The sequence below is a fragment of the Blastococcus tunisiensis genome, from assembly GCF_900112815.1.
In the GTDB taxonomy this organism is placed as follows: Bacteria; Actinomycetota; Actinomycetes; order Mycobacteriales; family Geodermatophilaceae; genus Blastococcus_B; species Blastococcus_B tunisiensis.
In genome coordinates this window covers 133,743-149,533 of sequence record NZ_FOND01000004.1, presented here as the reverse complement: position 1 = coordinate 149,533, position 15,791 = coordinate 133,743, and the positions used below count along the sequence as shown (strand labels likewise).

At 75.6% G+C, this 15,791-nt stretch carries 11 protein-coding genes; 5 read left to right on the top strand and 6 right to left on the bottom strand.

What is annotated here, in order from left to right; translation table 11 throughout:
• Window positions 1-9: 9 nt before the first annotated feature.
• Genes BM142_RS06795 through BM142_RS06780 form a run of 4 tightly spaced genes read left to right on the top strand, consistent with a single transcriptional unit; the run spans window position 10 to window position 7,134 of the window.
• Complete coding sequence (locus BM142_RS06795; RefSeq protein WP_092196022.1) at window positions 10-1,398, top strand: DUF4407 domain-containing protein; 1,389 nt, start codon at window positions 10-12, stop codon at window positions 1,396-1,398.
• Between the two features lie 59 nt (window positions 1,399-1,457).
• A complete protein-coding gene (locus BM142_RS06790) occupies window positions 1,458-3,206 on the top strand; it encodes a putative bifunctional diguanylate cyclase/phosphodiesterase (RefSeq protein WP_092196021.1) in 1,749 nt (582 codons plus the stop codon).
• A 59-nt stretch (window positions 3,207-3,265) separates the two neighbouring features.
• Entirely contained in the window at window positions 3,266-3,799 is a 534-nt protein-coding gene (locus BM142_RS06785; protein ID WP_092196020.1) for a DUF4916 domain-containing protein, read from the top strand.
• Between the two features lie 56 nt (window positions 3,800-3,855).
• Window positions 3,856-7,134: a DEAD/DEAH box helicase gene (locus tag BM142_RS06780; protein WP_092196019.1), complete on the top strand. Its 3,279-nt coding sequence runs from the start codon at window positions 3,856-3,858 to the stop codon at window positions 7,132-7,134.
• 16 nt (window positions 7,135-7,150) lie between these two features.
• On the opposite strand, the gene BM142_RS06775 is transcribed toward BM142_RS06780, so the two are convergent.
• The 6 genes from BM142_RS06775 to BM142_RS06750 all read right to left on the bottom strand — a co-directional run bounded on the left by BM142_RS06775 (window position 7,151) and on the right by BM142_RS06750 (window position 14,783).
• Window positions 7,151-7,468, bottom strand: coding sequence for a type II toxin-antitoxin system PemK/MazF family toxin (locus BM142_RS06775; protein ID WP_092196018.1), 318 nt, complete (start codon window positions 7,466-7,468; stop codon window positions 7,151-7,153).
• Window positions 7,468-7,707 (bottom strand): ribbon-helix-helix domain-containing protein, encoded by a 240-nt coding sequence (locus BM142_RS06770; protein WP_092196017.1) that lies wholly within the window; start codon window positions 7,705-7,707, stop codon window positions 7,468-7,470. The genes BM142_RS06775 and BM142_RS06770 overlap by 1 nt, the downstream gene beginning before the upstream one ends.
• A 105-nt stretch (window positions 7,708-7,812) precedes the next feature.
• Window positions 7,813-12,264: an HAD-IC family P-type ATPase gene (locus tag BM142_RS06765; RefSeq protein WP_092196016.1), complete on the bottom strand. Its 4,452-nt coding sequence runs from the start codon at window positions 12,262-12,264 to the stop codon at window positions 7,813-7,815.
• Between the two features lie 121 nt (window positions 12,265-12,385).
• A complete protein-coding gene (gene fmdA, locus BM142_RS06760) occupies window positions 12,386-13,639 on the bottom strand; it encodes a formamidase (protein WP_092196015.1) in 1,254 nt (417 codons plus the stop codon).
• 66 nt (window positions 13,640-13,705) lie between these two features.
• Window positions 13,706-14,395 (bottom strand): AmiS/UreI family transporter, encoded by a 690-nt coding sequence (locus BM142_RS06755; protein WP_092196014.1) that lies wholly within the window; start codon window positions 14,393-14,395, stop codon window positions 13,706-13,708.
• A 103-nt stretch (window positions 14,396-14,498) separates the two neighbouring features.
• Window positions 14,499-14,783: an FmdB family zinc ribbon protein gene (locus tag BM142_RS06750; protein ID WP_092196013.1), complete on the bottom strand. Its 285-nt coding sequence runs from the start codon at window positions 14,781-14,783 to the stop codon at window positions 14,499-14,501.
• 213 nt (window positions 14,784-14,996) lie between these two features.
• Between BM142_RS06750 and BM142_RS06745 the strand changes: the two genes are divergently transcribed.
• On the top strand, window positions 14,997-15,767 hold the full coding sequence (locus tag BM142_RS06745; protein WP_092196012.1) for an IclR family transcriptional regulator: 771 nt from the start codon (window positions 14,997-14,999) through the stop codon (window positions 15,765-15,767).
• Window positions 15,768-15,791: the final 24 nt, after the last annotated feature.

Sequence of the window (15,791 nt, the reverse complement as noted above, 5' to 3'; positions counted from 1 at the left end):
GCTCTGTCTGTGAAGTTCCGACGAGGGCGGATCGGCAACGGCCTGGCCGTGCTGGCCGGCGCCCGTCCCGACGTGCTGGGCGCCGCGCCCGGCGCCCGCGCCAAGTTCGTGGCGCTGGGCGGCGTGCTGCTGAGCACGGGCGGGCTGGCGCTGGTGTCGATGGCCTTCGCGGTGCACATGGCCCTCGGCGTGTGGTGGCCGTTCGCGCTGCTGTGCGGGCTGGGCTGGGGTCTGGTCGTGGTCAACCTGGACCGGATGCTGCTGGTCGGCATGGCCCACGACGCGTCGCTGAAGCGCAACCTCGTCCTCGCCGTCCCCCGGGTGGGGCTGGCGCTGATCCTCGGCGTGGTCATCGCGACGCCGCTGACCATGCAGGTGTTCGGCAAGGAGATCGACACCGAGATCGTCACGATGCAGGCCGAGCAGGGCGACGCCTACCGCGCCTCCCTGGCCGACGACGCCCGGTTCGCGCACCTGCCGGAGCTGGAGGAGCGGATCGCCGCCGCCGAGGCCGTGGTGGCCAGCGGTGGGCGGGCGGACGACGGGCTGGCCGTCGTGCGGGCCGACGTGACGGCGAAGCAGGCCGCGCTGGACGCGGAGCTGGCGCTGGCCCGGGAGCTGGACGCCAAGGCGCAGTGCGAGCTGGACGGCTCGTGCGGCACCGGGGACGCCGGCACCGGCCAGGCCTACCTGGAGGCGCGGGCCGCGGCCGACGCGCAGGCGGCCGTGGTGGTGTCGGCGCGGTCGGCGCTGGCCGACGCCGTCTCCGGGGCCTCGGCCGCCGAGACGCGCAGTGCCGGGCTGGCCGCGTCGTCGCTGGAGACCGACCGGGCCGAGCTGACCCGGCTGACGCGCGAGCAGGACGAGCTGCAGGCGGCGTTCGACGCGACCAACACCGGGTCGGGCGGGCTGCTGATGCGGCTGGAGGCGCTGGACCGCCTCGGCGACCGCAACGGCACGCTGGCCGCCGCCCAGTTCATGCTCTCGCTGCTGTTCATGAGCGTCGAGGTGCTGCCGGTGCTGATGAAGCTGTTGCTGAACTTCAGCCCGCCCACGGCCTACGACCGCCTCGCCGCGCTGCGCGACCGCGGGGACGTGGAGATCGAGGAGCTGGCGCAGGAGTCGCGGAAGACCGTGGCGATCGCCAAGGAGGAGCTGCTGGTGATGGCCGAGAAGGAGCGGGTCGACCGGCAGAAGGAGGCGATCCTGGCCCGGCGCAAGGCCGCCCTGGCCGAGGCCGCGGCCCGCACCCAGGCGCCGGCGCCGGCGACCGAGACCCCGGCGGAGGCGGCGCGGCAGATGTGGGACACCGGCCCGATCCGGGAACTGGCCCGCAACGCCGCGATGCGCACGGTGCGCACCGTCCGCCGCCGCCCCGAGGACCGCATGCCGGTCTGAGTCACCAGGCCGGGTGACCCGCGGTCAAGCAGGTACCGTTTACGGACGATGCAGTTCTGATGAGCGGGTCCCAGATGTCCGAGGTGGCGACCCCGCGCACGATGGCGGCGACGCTCGCCGTCTTCTACGCCTTCGCCGGGATCACCGGCCTGCTCGTCGTCGCCGGTGCCGATCCGGCCGGCCCCGGCCGCGAGGCACTGGCCGGGCTGACGCTCGTGGCCGTCACCGGTGCCGCCGTGGTGACCCGGTGGGGCGCCCGCTGGCCCCGGTCGGCCTTCCACGGGTTCGTCGGCGCGGGCAGCGTCCTGATCGCCACCGCGGCCCTGGTCAGCCCCGACACGGCGACGGCGATGGTCTGCGGTGCGCTGATGTCGTTCATCGCGGTCGACGCCTACTTCTTCTTCGCGCACCGGGCGGCCTTCGTGCACATGGTGGCCGCGACGTCCGCCATCACGGCGGCGCTGCAGCTGCGCGGCGACGTCCCGCTGTTCACCGCGCTGGCGGTGGACTCGGTGATCGTGGCGCTCGGCGTCGCCACCCGGAGCCTGGTGGTCCTGGCCTCCCGGGCCACCCGCGACCCGCTCACCGGGCTCACCAACCGGCGCGGCTTCGACGACGCGCTGCCCGACCTCATGGCGGCGGCCTCGCGCAGCGGGTCGCCGCTGGCGGCGGTGCTGCTCGACCTCGACCACTTCAAGGAGATCAACGACGCCGACGGTCACCAGGCCGGTGACCGGGTGCTGTGCCGGGTCGCGGACGTCTGGCGCCGGGCGCTCCCGTCGACGGCGGTGTTCGCCCGGCACGGCGGCGACGAGTTCGCCCTGCTGCTCCCGGGGACCACGGGGGACGAGGCGCTGGACCTGGTGCGCCGGACGACCGCCGGGCACCCCGGCATCGGGCTGTCCTGCGGCGTCGCCGAGCACCAGCCCGGAGACTCCGCGGCCCAGCTGATGCGCCGCGCCGACCACGCCCTCTACATGGCCAAGGCCGCCGGTCGGGGACGCGCCGAGCTCGACGGCGGCGAGTCCTCCGAGCTCGCCCGGGACCTGGCCGCCGCGCTGGCCGCGGGGGAGGTGCAGGTGCACGTGCAGCCGGTGGTCGAGGTCGCCTCGGGCCGGATGACCGGCGTCGAGGCGCTGGCCCGCTGGACGCATCCGCGGCTCGGGCCGGTGCCCCCGGAGCGGTTCGTCGCCGTCGCCGAGCAGAACGGCCTCATCGGCGCCCTGGGTGAACACGTGCTGCGCACCGCCGTCACCCAGCTCAACCCGCTGCGGCGGGCGATGGGTGGATCGCTCGGGCTCGGGATCAACGTCTCCGGCCGGGAGCTGACCGACCCCGCGTATCCGCAGCGGGTGCGGGCGGTGCTGGCCGAGAGCGGCTGGCCGGCCAGCGACGTCGTGCTGGAGGTGACCGAGAGCCTGCTCGAGGCCCAGTCCTCGGCCGCCGTCGCCGCCCTGCACGACCTGCGCGCGAGTGGTCTGCGGATCGCCATCGACGACTTCGGCACCGGCTACTCGTCGCTGAGCCGGCTGGACGCGCTGCCGGTCGACATCCTGAAGTTCGACAGCTCTTTCGTCGCCACGATCGCGACGTCGCCGCGGCGGGCCCAGATGCTGGAGAGCATGGTCGGCATGGCGCGGGCGCTGGGCCTCTCGATGGTCGCGGAGGGGGTCGAGGCCCGCGACCAGGACGCCGTGCTGGGGCTGGTCGGCTGCACGTACGCGCAGGGCTGGCTGTACGGGCGGCCGGTTCCGCCCGCCGAGCTGGTCGCCCGGCGGGGCCGCACCTTCGCCGCCGTCGCCGACTGAGACGCGCCGCACGCCGCCCGGGCGCGCGGTCCGGCGGCGGTGTCGGCTAGACAGTCCCCATGACCGAGCTGACGACGCAGACCGGTGGCGGCATGCTCTCCCGCGAGGAGATGGACGCCGCGCGCGAGCGGCTGCCCATCGTGTACGTCGACGTGGTGCCCGTGCGGGTGGACGAGCAGGGCACCGTGATCGCCGTCGGGCTGCTGCTGCGGGCCGGTGAGGACGGGCAGATCAAGCGGGCGCTGGTCTCGGGTCGGGTGCTGTACCACGAGCGGGTCCGCGCGGCGCTGCTCCGGCACATGGAGAAGGACCTCGGGCCGCTCGCGCTGCCGCGGCTGCCGCCGGCCCCGCAGCCGTTCACCGTCGCCGAGTACTTCCCGACGCCGGGCGTGACGCCCTTCCACGACCCCCGGCAGCACGCGGTGTCGCTGGCCTACGTGGTGCCGGTCGAGGGCGACTGCGCGCCGCAGCAGGACGCGCTCGAGCTGACCTGGTTCTCCCCGCTGGAGGCCCGCGACCCGGCCGTGCTGGCCGAGTTCGAGAACGGGCAGGCCACGCTGCTCCTGCAGGCGCTGGCGCACCTCGGCGTCTGACGGGGCACCTGTGGATCGCCGGGCTGCGTCACGCCCGGCGTCGCTAGCCTCGGGCGGTGCTCGAGGAGCTGCGTCCGATGCTCGCCGACGCCGTCATCCGCCGCTCGGTCGGCGACGACGCGTGGCGGCGTGGCGCCGCGTACGCCCGCGAGGGCCGGGTCTCGGAACTCTCCTACGTCCGCTCGACCGGTGAGCTCGGCGCCGTGGTGGTCGGCAGCCGGCGGCGCATCTACCGGACGGTGGCGGTGTACGACCGACCCGCTGCCCGGTGGTGGGGCGAGTGCAGCTGCCCGGTCGGCGAGGACTGCAAGCACGCCGCCGCGGTGCTCGTCGCCGCCCGGCAGGACCTGCTGGCGACGCCCGCGGCTCCCCGCGCGCCGGACTGGGAGTCCGCGCTGGCCGACCTGGTGGAACCGCCGTCGTCCGGCTCCGGGCTGACCCCGGTCGGCCTGCAGTTCGACGTCGAGCAGCCGGGCGGACGTGCCCCGTCCGAGGGGTCGGTGCGGCTGCGTCCCGTCGTGCCGGGCGCGAGGGGACGGTGGGTGCGGACCGGGGTGTCCTGGCGGAACCTGGAGCTCGACTGGTCGGGCATGCGCGATCCCGCGCACGTGGCCGCGCTGGTGGCGCTCCAGCAGGCGCACCTGGCGGCAGGCGAGGGCACCGGCTCCTACTACCGCTCCGCGGAGGTGCCGGTCCGGCTCGAGGAGTTCGGTCCCGCGCTGTGGCCGGCGCTGCGGCAGGCTGCGGACGACGGGGTGCCCCTGCTGACCACGCGGGGCGCGCCGGTGCGGGTCGCCGACCGTCCCGGTGCGCTCACCGTCGACGTCCGCGGGGACGGCGGCACCGGAGCCGGCCCGGAGGCGGGACTGCGGGTGCAGCCGGTGCTCGAGCTGGCCGACGGTGCCCGCGTCCCGGTCGGGTCGGTGCGGCTCCTCGGCAGCCCGCCGCACGGCGCCGCGCTGGCGTCGACGGCCGACGGGCTGCCGGCGGGCGCCGTGCCGGAGGGCGGGCTGCTGCTCCTCCCGCTGCAGCGGATCCCGCGCAGCGTCGAGCGGTTCGTGACCGGCGGGCCCGTGCACGTGCCGCCGGCCGACCGGGACCGCTTCCTCACCGTGTTCTACCCCGCGCTGCACCGGGCGCTGCCGGTGCGCTCGTCCGACGGGTCGGTGGAGCTGCCGGAGGTGCTGCCGCCGCAGCTGTGCGTGCACCTCGAGCACTCCGCCGGGCACCGGGTCCGCCTCACCTGGTCGGTGCGCTACCGCGCGGGGGAGTCCGTCCGGCAGGTCCCGCTGGGCACCCCGGGTGGTGCGGCGGACGCCGTCCGTGACCTCGCGGCCGAGGAGCAGGTGCTGCGCGGGCTGCCGGCGCCGCCTGCGCGGCTGCTGCGGATGTGGCGCGTCGCGCCGAAGGCGGGGCCCATGCCGGTCGCCGAGCTGGCGGGCCTGGACGCCGCCGTCCTGGTGACGGACTTCCTGCCCCGCCTGGCCGACGCGGGGGTGCTCGTCGAGATGACCGGGGAGCCGCCGGAGTTCCGGCGGACGGACGCCGTCCCCGTGGTCGAGGTGTCGGCCACCGACGGCGGGGACGCCGACTGGTTCGACCTGGGCGTCACGGTGAGCGTGGACGGCGAGGACATCCCGTTCGCCCCGCTGTTCGCCGCGCTCGCGGCGGGGGAGGAGCACCTCCTGCTGCCCAGCGGCACCTGGTTCGACGTCCGCCGGCCGGAGTTCGACCGGCTGCGGAAGCTGATCGAGGAGGCGCGGGCGCTGCAGGACGCCGACCGGCCCGGCCTGCGGATCAGCCGCTACCAGGCCGGCCTCTGGGACGAGCTCGTCGAGCTGGGCGTGGTGGCCGAGCAGAGCGCGCGGTGGTCGAGCGACGTCCGGGCGCTGCTCGACGTGGACGACACGGCACCGCCGACGGCACCGGCCGGGCTGGCCGCACAGCTGCGCCCCTACCAGCTGCAGGGGTACCAGTGGCTGTCCGTGCTGTGGGACGCCGGGCTCGGCGGCGTGCTCGCCGACGACATGGGGCTGGGCAAGACGCTGCAGGCCCTGGCCCTCGTCTGCCGGGCGAAGGCGGCCGGGGAGCTGACCGCGCCGGTGCTGGTCGTGGCCCCGACGAGCGTGGTGTCGAACTGGGCGCGGGAGGCGGAGCGGTTCGCGCCCGGTCTCGCCGTCGCGACCATCGAGGCCACCGGCCGCAAGCGCGGCACGACGCTGGCCGAGGCGGTGGACGGAGCCGACCTGGTGGTCACCTCCTACACCCTGCTGCGGCTGGGCGAGGAGGACTACCGGGCGCTGCCGTGGAGCGGGCTGGTGCTCGACGAGGCGCAGTTCGTGAAGAACCACCAGGCCAAGACGTACGCGGCGGCGCGGCGGCTGCCGGCCCGGTTCAAGCTCGCGATCACCGGGACGCCGGTGGAAAACAACCTGATGGACCTGTGGGCGATGCTCTCGATCGTCGCGCCCGGGCTGTTCCCGAGCCCGCAGCGCTTCACCGAGCACTACCGGACGCCGATCGAGAAGGCCGGCGACCCCGAGGTGCTGGCCGCGCTGCGCCGCCGGATCCGGCCGCTGATGCGCCGCCGCACCAAGGAGCAGGTCGCCGCGGAGCTGCCGCCCAAGCAGGAGCAGGTGCTCGAGGTGGTGCTCAACCCGAAGCACCGAAAGATCTACGACACCCACCTGCAGCAGGAGCGGCGCAAGGTGCTCGGCCTCGTCGACGACCTGCAGCAGCACCGGTTCACCATCTTCCGGTCGCTGACCCTGCTGCGGCAGCTGGCGCTCGACGCGTCGCTGGTCGACGACGAGTACGCCGACGTCCGCTCCAGCAAGGTGGATGCATTCCTGGAGCACCTGCAGGAGGTGGTCGCCGAGGGGCACCGGGCGCTGGTGTTCAGCTCCTTCACCGGCTTCCTCGGCACGGTGCGCGCGCGGCTGGACGCCGCCGGGCTGCCGTACGCCTACCTGGACGGGAGCACGCGGGACCGGCAGCAGACGATCGAGGAGTTCCGCGACGGTCGGGCGCCGGTCTTCCTCATCAGCCTCAAGGCCGGCGGGTTCGGGCTGAACCTCACCGAGGCCGACTACGTGTACGTGCTCGACCCGTGGTGGAACCCGGCGGCGGAGGCGCAGGCGGTCGACCGCGCGCACCGGATCGGCCAGGACAAGACGGTGATGGTCTACCGGCTGGTCGCCGCCGACACCATCGAGCAGAAGGTGGTGGCCCTGCAGGCGCGCAAGCGGGACCTCTTCGCCCGGGTGCTCGACGACGAGGCCGGCGCACTGTCCGGGGCGCTGACCGCCGAGGACATCCGCGGATTGTTCGACTGAGGCGCCCGGTGACCGGTCAGCGCAGCCGGGGGAGTTCTTCGAGGTCGAACGCGGCGTGCAGGGCCGCGGTGAGAGCCGGCTCCTGCTCGGGCAGCAGGCGCCCGATCTGGCGGCCGAGGGCCGCCGTCGGGATGGTCACGACGTTGTCGCAGCTCACGACGCTCGCCCGGTCCAGGCCGTTGTCCGACCCTACGGGGATCTCGGTGGACAGTCCGCGGGCGGTGCTCGTGATCGGGGCGACGGTCACCCTGGTCAGGTGAGGCCGGACCAGCTCGCGGGTGAGCACCAGCACGGGGCGCGTCTTGTCCAGCGCGGCGAGGTGGATCGGGCGCATCAGTCGAGGTCGTCGAGCGGGAGCCGTGCGGTGTGCTCGGCGAGCGCATCCATGTCGTCGTCCGGGCTGCTGTCGGCGGCGAGGATGGCTGCATCGTGCGCCGCGACTTCTCGACGGAGCTCGCGGTGGAGGGCCCGGGTGACGACGGCGGCTCGGGACGCAGCTCGCCCCTCGGACACCAGCTGATCGACGAACTCGACCAGTTCCTCGGGCAGCCGGACCGCGATCTGCGTACTCACGCGAAGCACGGTAGCATTGTGGGATGCGCGGTGGTACCACCGCTCCGGCGCTCCGGCTGCACCTCCAGCTATGAGGTCGTCGCACGTCCCCGGTGCAGCCGTCCCTCAGGCTGTGGCGGTGTCAGCACGCGACCGGGTGACCAAGCGTGGAACCAGCTCGGCGCCGGCGGCGCCGATGGCGGCCGAGCCCAGCACCACCGACCACGACAGCGGGTCCAGCGGCGTGCAGCCGAAGAAGCGGCTCACCCCGGGGGTCTGCACGATCGCGACGAGGACGGCCAGCGAGCCGGCCACCGTGGCCAGCACCAGCGGGCTGCGGCGGCCCGACCAGGCCGTCTGCGCCAGCTGGGTGGCGATCAGCGCGGCCAGGCCCATGGTGCCCGCGCGGCCGGGGAGGACCGGGGTGGCCTTCCCGACCGCCCAGGCGCCGGTCGCGCCGGCCGCCGTGGCCGCGCCCCGGACCACCACCATGCGCCGGACGGCGTCGGTGAACCCGCGGTGCGGGCCGGCGCGCAGCACCGCTGCGAGCGGGTGACCGGCCAGCGCGCCGTCGTCCTCGCCGTCCGGGACCGGCCTCGGTGCGGCGACGGCGACGGCCAGCGCCGGGAACATGTCGGTGAGCAGGTTGACCAGCAGCAGCTGCCGGGTGCCGAGCGGCGCCCGCCCGCCGAAGGCGGTGCCGAGCACGGTGAACGCCACCTCGCCGGCGTTGCCGCCGACGAGGATCGACACCGCGTCGCGCACGCGCGACCACATCGCCCGGCCCTCGGCGATGGCGTCGACCAGCCGGGAGAGGTCGAGGTCGGTGAGCACGAGATCGGCCGCCGTCCGAGCGGCGGGTGACTCGGCGCCCTCGACGCCGACGCCGACGTCGGCCAGCCGGATCGCCGCGGCGTCGTTCACGCCGTCGCCGGTCATGGCCAGGGTCGCCCCCGCCCGTCGCAGCGCCTGGACGAGCGTCACCTTCTGCTCGGGGGACAGGCGGGCGAAGACGGCGGACCCGGCCACCAGCCGGGCCCGCTCGGCGTCGGATGCCTTCGCCAGCCGGGCGCCGGTGACCACCCGGTCGGCGTCGGGGATGCCGGCCTCGGCGGCGATCGCGCTGGCCGTCTCCGGGTGGTCGCCGGTGGCGACGACGACCCGCACGCCCGCGGCCCGGAGCTGCTCGACGGCGCGCACCGACGACTCGCGCAGGGTGTCGGCCAGCCCGACGAGTCCGCGGAAGGTCAGCTCGGCGGCCGCCCCGTCGAGGTCGTCGGGGACGCCGTCCACCCCGCGCTCGGCGACGGCCAGCACCCGCAGCCCGCCGCCGGCCAGCTCCCGGACGCGGTCGCCGACGTCCGGTGCCCCGGCGCAGCGGCGGAGCACCACCTCGGGGGCGCCCTTCACCACCAGCCGGCCGTCGCGGACGGCGACGGAGAACCCGCGGCCGGCGGCGAAGGGCAGGCCGGCGTCCGGCGGGCCGTCCCACGCGTCGCCGGCCGCCTCGAGGACGGCGCGGTCGGTCTCGTGCGCCCGGTCGTCGCCGTTGCCCATGCCCGCGGCGGCCAGCCGGAGCAGCTCGTCGTCGGTGGTGTCGCCGTCGGGGAGCAGCCGGGCGACCCGCAGCCGGTTCTCCGTCAGCGTGCCGGTCTTGTCGAAGCAGACGGTGTCCACCCGGCCCAGCGCCTCGAGCACCCGCGCGCTGCGCACCACCGCGCCGCGCCGGGAGAGCCGGCGGGCCGCGGCCTGCTGGGCGACGGTCGCCACGAGCGGCAGCCCCTCGGGGACGGCGGCGACCGCGATGGCCACGCCGGACGCGACCGACTCGCGCAGCGGGCGGCGCCAGAGCACACCGAGCCCGGTGACGGCCGCGCCGCCGGCGAGGGTGAGCGGGAGGACCGAGCGGGTGAGCTCGGCCAGCCGGGCCTGGACGCCCGCCGGTGGGGCCGCGCCCCCGGCGGCCCGCGCTGCCCGACCGGCCTGCGTCGCCGGGCCCACGGCGACGACGACGGCGCGGCCGCGGCCGGCCACGACGGTGGTGCCGTCGAAGAGCATGCAGGTGCGGTCGGCGACCTCGGCCCCCGGCGTCGCGGGCAGCGCCTTGGCCACCGACAGCGACTCGCCGGTCAGGCCGGACTCGTCGACCTCCAGGTCCTCGGCCGCCAGCAGCCGGGCGTCGGCGCCGACGACGTCCCCCGCCTCGACGAGGACGACGTCGCCGACGCGGAGCGCGGCCGCGGGCACCTCTTCCGCGCCGTCGTCGGTCTCCCGGCGCACGCAGCTGTCCTGCTCGAGCAGGAGCTCGGCGAGGACCGTCTCGGCGCGCAGCCGCTGCAGCCCGCTGACCAGCGCGTTGATGACGGTGACGCTGCCGACCAGGATCGCATCGGTGGCGTCGCCCAGGACGGCGGTCGCGGCCGCCCCGGTGGCCAGGACCGGGGTCAGCGGGTCGGCGAGCTCGGCGCCGACGGTGCGGGCGAACCGCGTGGGTGCGGAGACGACCGGCAGCGCGGTGATCCTGCTGGTCCTCGACGGCCGCCGGCGCTCCTCGTCACGAGGGAGGTCGGCGACGCGACGCAGGACGTCGTCCGGGTCGAGCGCGTGCCACGGGGTGTGCGCCGTGGCGGCGGGCACCGGACGGCGCGCGGCCCGTCCGGCGGCCCAGACGCCGGTGGTGAGCGTGGTGGCGGTCGCCCACTTGCCCGGCGCGGTGGCCCGGCGCTGGCCGTAGCGGGGGCTGCCCACCGCGGCGAGCAGGGCGCCGAGGACGTTGCCGGTCAGCGCCGCGCCGGCCGCCCGCCGGCTGAACGCCCGCGCCTGCGCGGCGGCACCGACGATGCGGCAGGCGTCGGCCAGGCCGGGCCCGGTGACCAGGTCGGCGCCCCACGCCGGCGCCCGCCCGTCGAGGACCGGCGCGACGGCGACGTCGGCGGCGGTGAGGGCCGGGCCGTCGGTCGCCGACACCAGCAGCACGCCGTGCCCGTCCGCCTGCAGCCGGCGGACGGCCTCGACCAGGGGTTCGTCGACGACGTCGTCGGCCAGCCCGGCGACCTCCTGCGTGCCGACGTGCCGGGGGAGGACCAGCCGCAGGCCCGCGTCGGGCGCCGCGGAGAGCAGCGCCTCGGCGTGCGGGTCGAGCTCGGCGGCGACGGTGACCGTGCCGACCCGGCGCCGTCCCTGCAGCAGGGAGCGGACCTCGCCGCCGGGGACGGCGCCCGCCGTCCGCCGGGGTCCCAGGCGGGTGCCGTCCTCGCCGGCCCCGGCGAGCAGGCGGGTGGCCGCCGTCCAGACCGCCGCGTCGTCCCACCCGTCGGCCTCGCCGGCGGCCTCCACCACGACCGGCGGGCCGGTGCACAGCGCGGCGCCGTCGACGACGAGGGTGTCGACCCGGTCCAGCCGGCGGTAGGCCGAGCCGTCCAGCGGGAGCACGCCCCGGCGGGAGAGCAGCACGTCGAGCGAGGCGGCGAAGGACTCCCGGCCCAGGACGGCGGCCCGGGGGGTGAGCGCCTTGAGCAGGTCCGCCGAGCGGCCGGGGCGGCGGGTGAGGGCGAGCAGGCCCAGGGAGGCGGCGAGCTCGGTGGGGGCCAGGCGGGCGCGGTAGGCCTCGACGGGCCCGGGCGGGAGCTCACCGGGGCGGGGGCCGGGGGGCTCCAGCGGGTCCGCGTCGTCGTCCGGCTCGGGCAGGCACAGCTCGCGTTCCCGGCGCCGCCAGACCTGGCGCCGGGCGCGCATCTCGAGGACCCGCTGGATCGCCGCGGCGGCGTTGAGCGCCGGCACGGTCGGGCTCTGGGTGAGCGAGTGCAGCAGCGCGCCGGTGCCCTCGAAGACCAGGTCGGTGCCGACCGGGCCGATCCGGTCGGACACTGCCTGCTTGAGCCACTGCTGGGTGTCGAGCAGCGCCGTGAGCAGGGTGGCGTGCCGGGTCACGGCGGGGATCGGCAGCACCGTGCCGAGGGCGGCCACCCCGACGGCGGCGACGTCGACGGCCGCGGCGGCGACGGCGGCCAGCAGCGGCTCCAGGTCGGCCGGGTGGTCGGGGCGCTGCGGGAAGACGCCGGTGCCGCCGCGGGCCTGCTCGATCTCGGTGACCACGCCGACGACGTCCGCGATGCCGACCCGGCGGGCGTCGACGGCGACGAGCACCCGGCCGACGACGTCGTTGACCGTGGCCCACTCGACGCCCTCGAGCCGCTCGAGGTGCCGGCGCAGCGAGCGGCGGGCCTCCGGCGTCTCGTCGTCGGCGGCCAGCTCGACCTGCAGCCGGTCGCGGTCGGCCCAGACGCGGCGGGTGTGCCGGGCTGCGGGGGGCTCGACCATGCCCCTGGCGGCGTCGACGAGGTCGTGCAGGTGCCCGCCGGGCAGCGGATCCGCGCCGGTGACCAGCGTGCCGACGGCCCGGGTGGTGGCGACCGCGGTGTCCTTCGCCAGGTGGAGGGAGCCGCGGGCCACCCGCTTGGTCAGGGAGGCGGACTCCGCGAGCAGGCCGACGCCCACCACGGCCGGGACGGCCGCCAGGGCCCCGGTGCCGGCAGCCAGGCGCGTCGCATCCCGTGCTGCCCGGCGGAGCAGGTCCATGGCGCCCCCGTGGAACGACGGTCACCCGAAACGGTACGTCCGCGGCCGCCGGACGGCAGATCTCCGGCGGCCGTACGGCCCCGGCCGCGGGGCCGGGGCCGTACGGGGGGTGCCGGCCGGGTCAGAAGGTGGACCGCGGGACCCCCATGCCGGGATCGACGCGGGCCGGCCCCGACGCGGAGGGGGCCACGTCGAAGTCGAAGATCCCGGTCGGGATGTAGACCGTCGAGCAGGAGTTCGGGATGTCGACCACCCCGGACAACCGGCCCTCGATCGGTGCGGCCCCCAGGATCATGTAGGCCTGCTCCGGCGAGTAGCCGAACTTCGTCAGGTAGTCGATCGCGTGCAGGCAGGCGCGCTGGTAGGACAGGTGCGAGTCCAGGTAGCGCTGCTCGTCGTCCAGGGTCACCGACGTGCCGGAGAAGGCCAGCCAGCGTTCGTACCGCGGGTCGACGTTGCCCGGCATGAAGATGGCGTTCTCGCTGACGCCGTAGGTCTCCATGCCGCCCTTGATCAGGTCGACGTGCAGGTCGATGAAGCCGCCCATCTCGATCGCGCCGCAGAAGGTGATCTCGCCGTCGCCCTGCGAGAAGTGCAGGTCGCCCAGCGACAGCTTCGCCCCGTCGACGAACACCGGGTAGAAGATGCGGCTGCCCTTGGTGAGGTTCTTGATGTCCTGGTTGCCGCCGTTCTCCCGGGGCGGGGCGGTGCGGGCCGCCTCGCCGGCCACCCGGTCGAACTCGCCGCCCTGGAGCGTGCCCAGGATCGCGTCCTGGGGGAGCGGCGGGAGGGCCAGCGGCGGCACGCGGTCGGGATCGGTGTCGATCAGCGCCTGCTCGCGCCGGTTCCACCGGCCGAGCAGGTCGGCCGACGGTGCGGTGCCCATCAGACCGGGGTGCACGATGCCGGTGAAGGAGACGCCCGGGACGTGCCGCGACGTGGCCGTCTGGCCGGCGAAGTCCCAGATCACCTTGTAGGCGTCGGGGAACTGGTCGGTGAGGAAGCCGCCGCCGTTCTGCTTGGCGAAGATGCCGGTGTAGCCCCAGCCCTGACCGGCCAGCGGCCCGGAGTCCTCCTGCGGGATCGGGCCGACGTCGAGGATGTCGACGATCAGCAGGTCACCCGGCTGCGCGCCCTCGATGGCGAAGGGCCCGCTGAGCACGTGCACCGTGGACAGCGGTGCGTCGCGGATGTCGTCGGCGGAGTCGTCGTTGTGGATGGCCCCGTCGAACCACTCCCGGCAGTCGACCCGGAAGGTGTCACCCGGGCGGACGGTGACGTTGGCCGGGATGTCCGGGTGCCACCGGTTGTGGCCGACGTACTGCTGGTCGGTGAACTTCTTGGACGAGTCGAGGGGGTACACGACTTTCGGCACGGCTTGCCTCCTGGTCTGGGCGGTGCGCATCAGGTGCGGGAGCGGGGTGCGGGTGGGGGATCGGCGTCACCGCCTCTCGCCGGGACGGGCCGCGGGGACGTCGACGCGGGCGGACGGCGACGCGTCGTCCGTCCGGAGCTCCGGGGCGGGTGCCTGCGTCGCGGCCGGTTCCGGCCCGCGCAACCGCGGGGCGAGGGCGAGGGAGGCGAGGCAGATGACGGCGAGCACGATCGCGGACTCGGTGAGGTAGTCGCCCCAGACGCCGGTGAGCAGCAGGAACGCCGGGACGGCCGCGGTGAACACGCCCGCGACGACGGCCACGAGGCCGGTGAACCGGGTCCACTCCTCGCGCTTGAGCCCGAGCACGACCCAGAACAGCGCCCACAGCACCGCCCAGTACAGCCAGATCACGCCGAAGGCGGGATCGTCCAGGCGGCCGAAGTTGAGCCCGGCGAAGACCAGGGCGCACGCGGCGACGAACGCGGAGAACCACCCGAGCCCGGTGCCGTCCAGGCCGCCGAGCAGGTTGAAGCCGACGTAGAGGTACGTGAACCCGAACAGGTAGAGGCCCGACGCCGCGAGGATCGTGTCCGCGTCCCCGCCGGCGGTGAAGATGAGGTACGTCGGCGTGATCACCTGCAACCCGCCGACGAAGAAGTTCAGCGGCGCGGCCGCTCGGGCGTCCACCTTCCCGAGCAGCATCAGGCCGTTGAGGATCAGTACGGCTCCGACGTACAGCAGTCCCACGCTGGCCATGGGGGCGTCCCTCTCTCACTGGTGCGGCCCCCGTGGATCGATGGTGCGGTGCGCGAGGTTCGGCGGTGTGTCTCCTTCCGGGGCGGCGTGCGGCGGGTCCGGCTCAGGGCCGGGGCAGCCGGCGCAGGGCGGGGTTGCCGGCCACGGGTGTGCGGCGGGCCGGCCGTGGACCGGGGGAGGACACGACGGCGGGCTCGTCGCGGGTCCGCTCGGTGCGGTCGATCAGGGCGCGGCGGGTGGCGTCGCCCAGCGTCAGCCGGGGGGCGGTGAAGACCCGCGCCGCGGGAGAACCGCAGGTGGGGCAGTCCGTCGTCCGGCCTGCGGTCCCGATCGGGAGCGATCGCTCCGTCAGGCCGTGGTCGTCACAGCGGTACACGTATACAGCCATCGCCGTCCTCGTCGTCGTCGTTGACGTCGCGGTGCCCGGGCAGGCGGCCACGCTGTCGAGATCCGGAGTGCCGGTCAAGGCCCGTGGGGACGATGGGCGGGCAAGATCGAATCGGTCCGGACGCGTTCGCGCGCGCCTTCACGGACTGTTCCGACGCGTGACCGACCGAAGGGTTCTGTACGGTCGACACCCTTTCTCCGCTAGCGTTGCACCATGCGCAACGGGGACGGCGACGGGCAGCCGCCGCTGGTCCAGTCCGTGGACCGCGCGCTGGCGATGCTCACCGTGCTGGCCGACCGCGGCAGCGCCGGCGTCACCGACCTCGGCGCCGAGCTCGGGGTGCACAAGTCCACGGCGTCCCGGCTGCTGGCCACGCTGGAGGCGCACGGGCTGGTCGAGCAGCTGGGGGAGCGGGGCACCTACCGGCTCGGGTTCGGGCTGGTCCGCCTCGCCGGGGCCAGCGCGGCCCAGCTGGACCTGACCCGGCTGGGACGCGAGGTGTGCGAGCGGCTGGCCGCCGAGCTCGACGAGACGGTCAACCTCGCGGTGCTCGACGGCGACAGCGCGGTCAACATCAGCCAGGTGCACGGGAGCGCCTCGGTCGGGGTGCTCAACTGGGTCGGCCGGCGGACGCCGCTGCACGCCACCTCCAGCGGCAAGGTGCTGCTCGCGTTCGGGCCGGCGGCCGCCCGCCGGGTCCTGCCGGCCGCCCCGTTCGAGGCGTACACGCCGGCCACGATCACCGAGGCCGCGGTGCTCGACCGGGTGCTGGCCGAGGTCCGCACCCGGGGCTGGGCGGCGACGGAGGGCGAGCTCGAGCTGGGCCTCAACGCGGTGGCCGCGCCGGTGTGCACGCCGGACGGCGGACTGGTCGCCGCGCTCAGCGTCTCCGCCCCCTCCTACCGGCTGCCCGCCGCGCGGTTCGCCGCGGTGGCCGAGCGGCTGTGCGTCGTCGCCACGGAGACCGGCCGGCAGCTCGGCTGAGCGCCGTCGCGGCGTTGTGTGTCG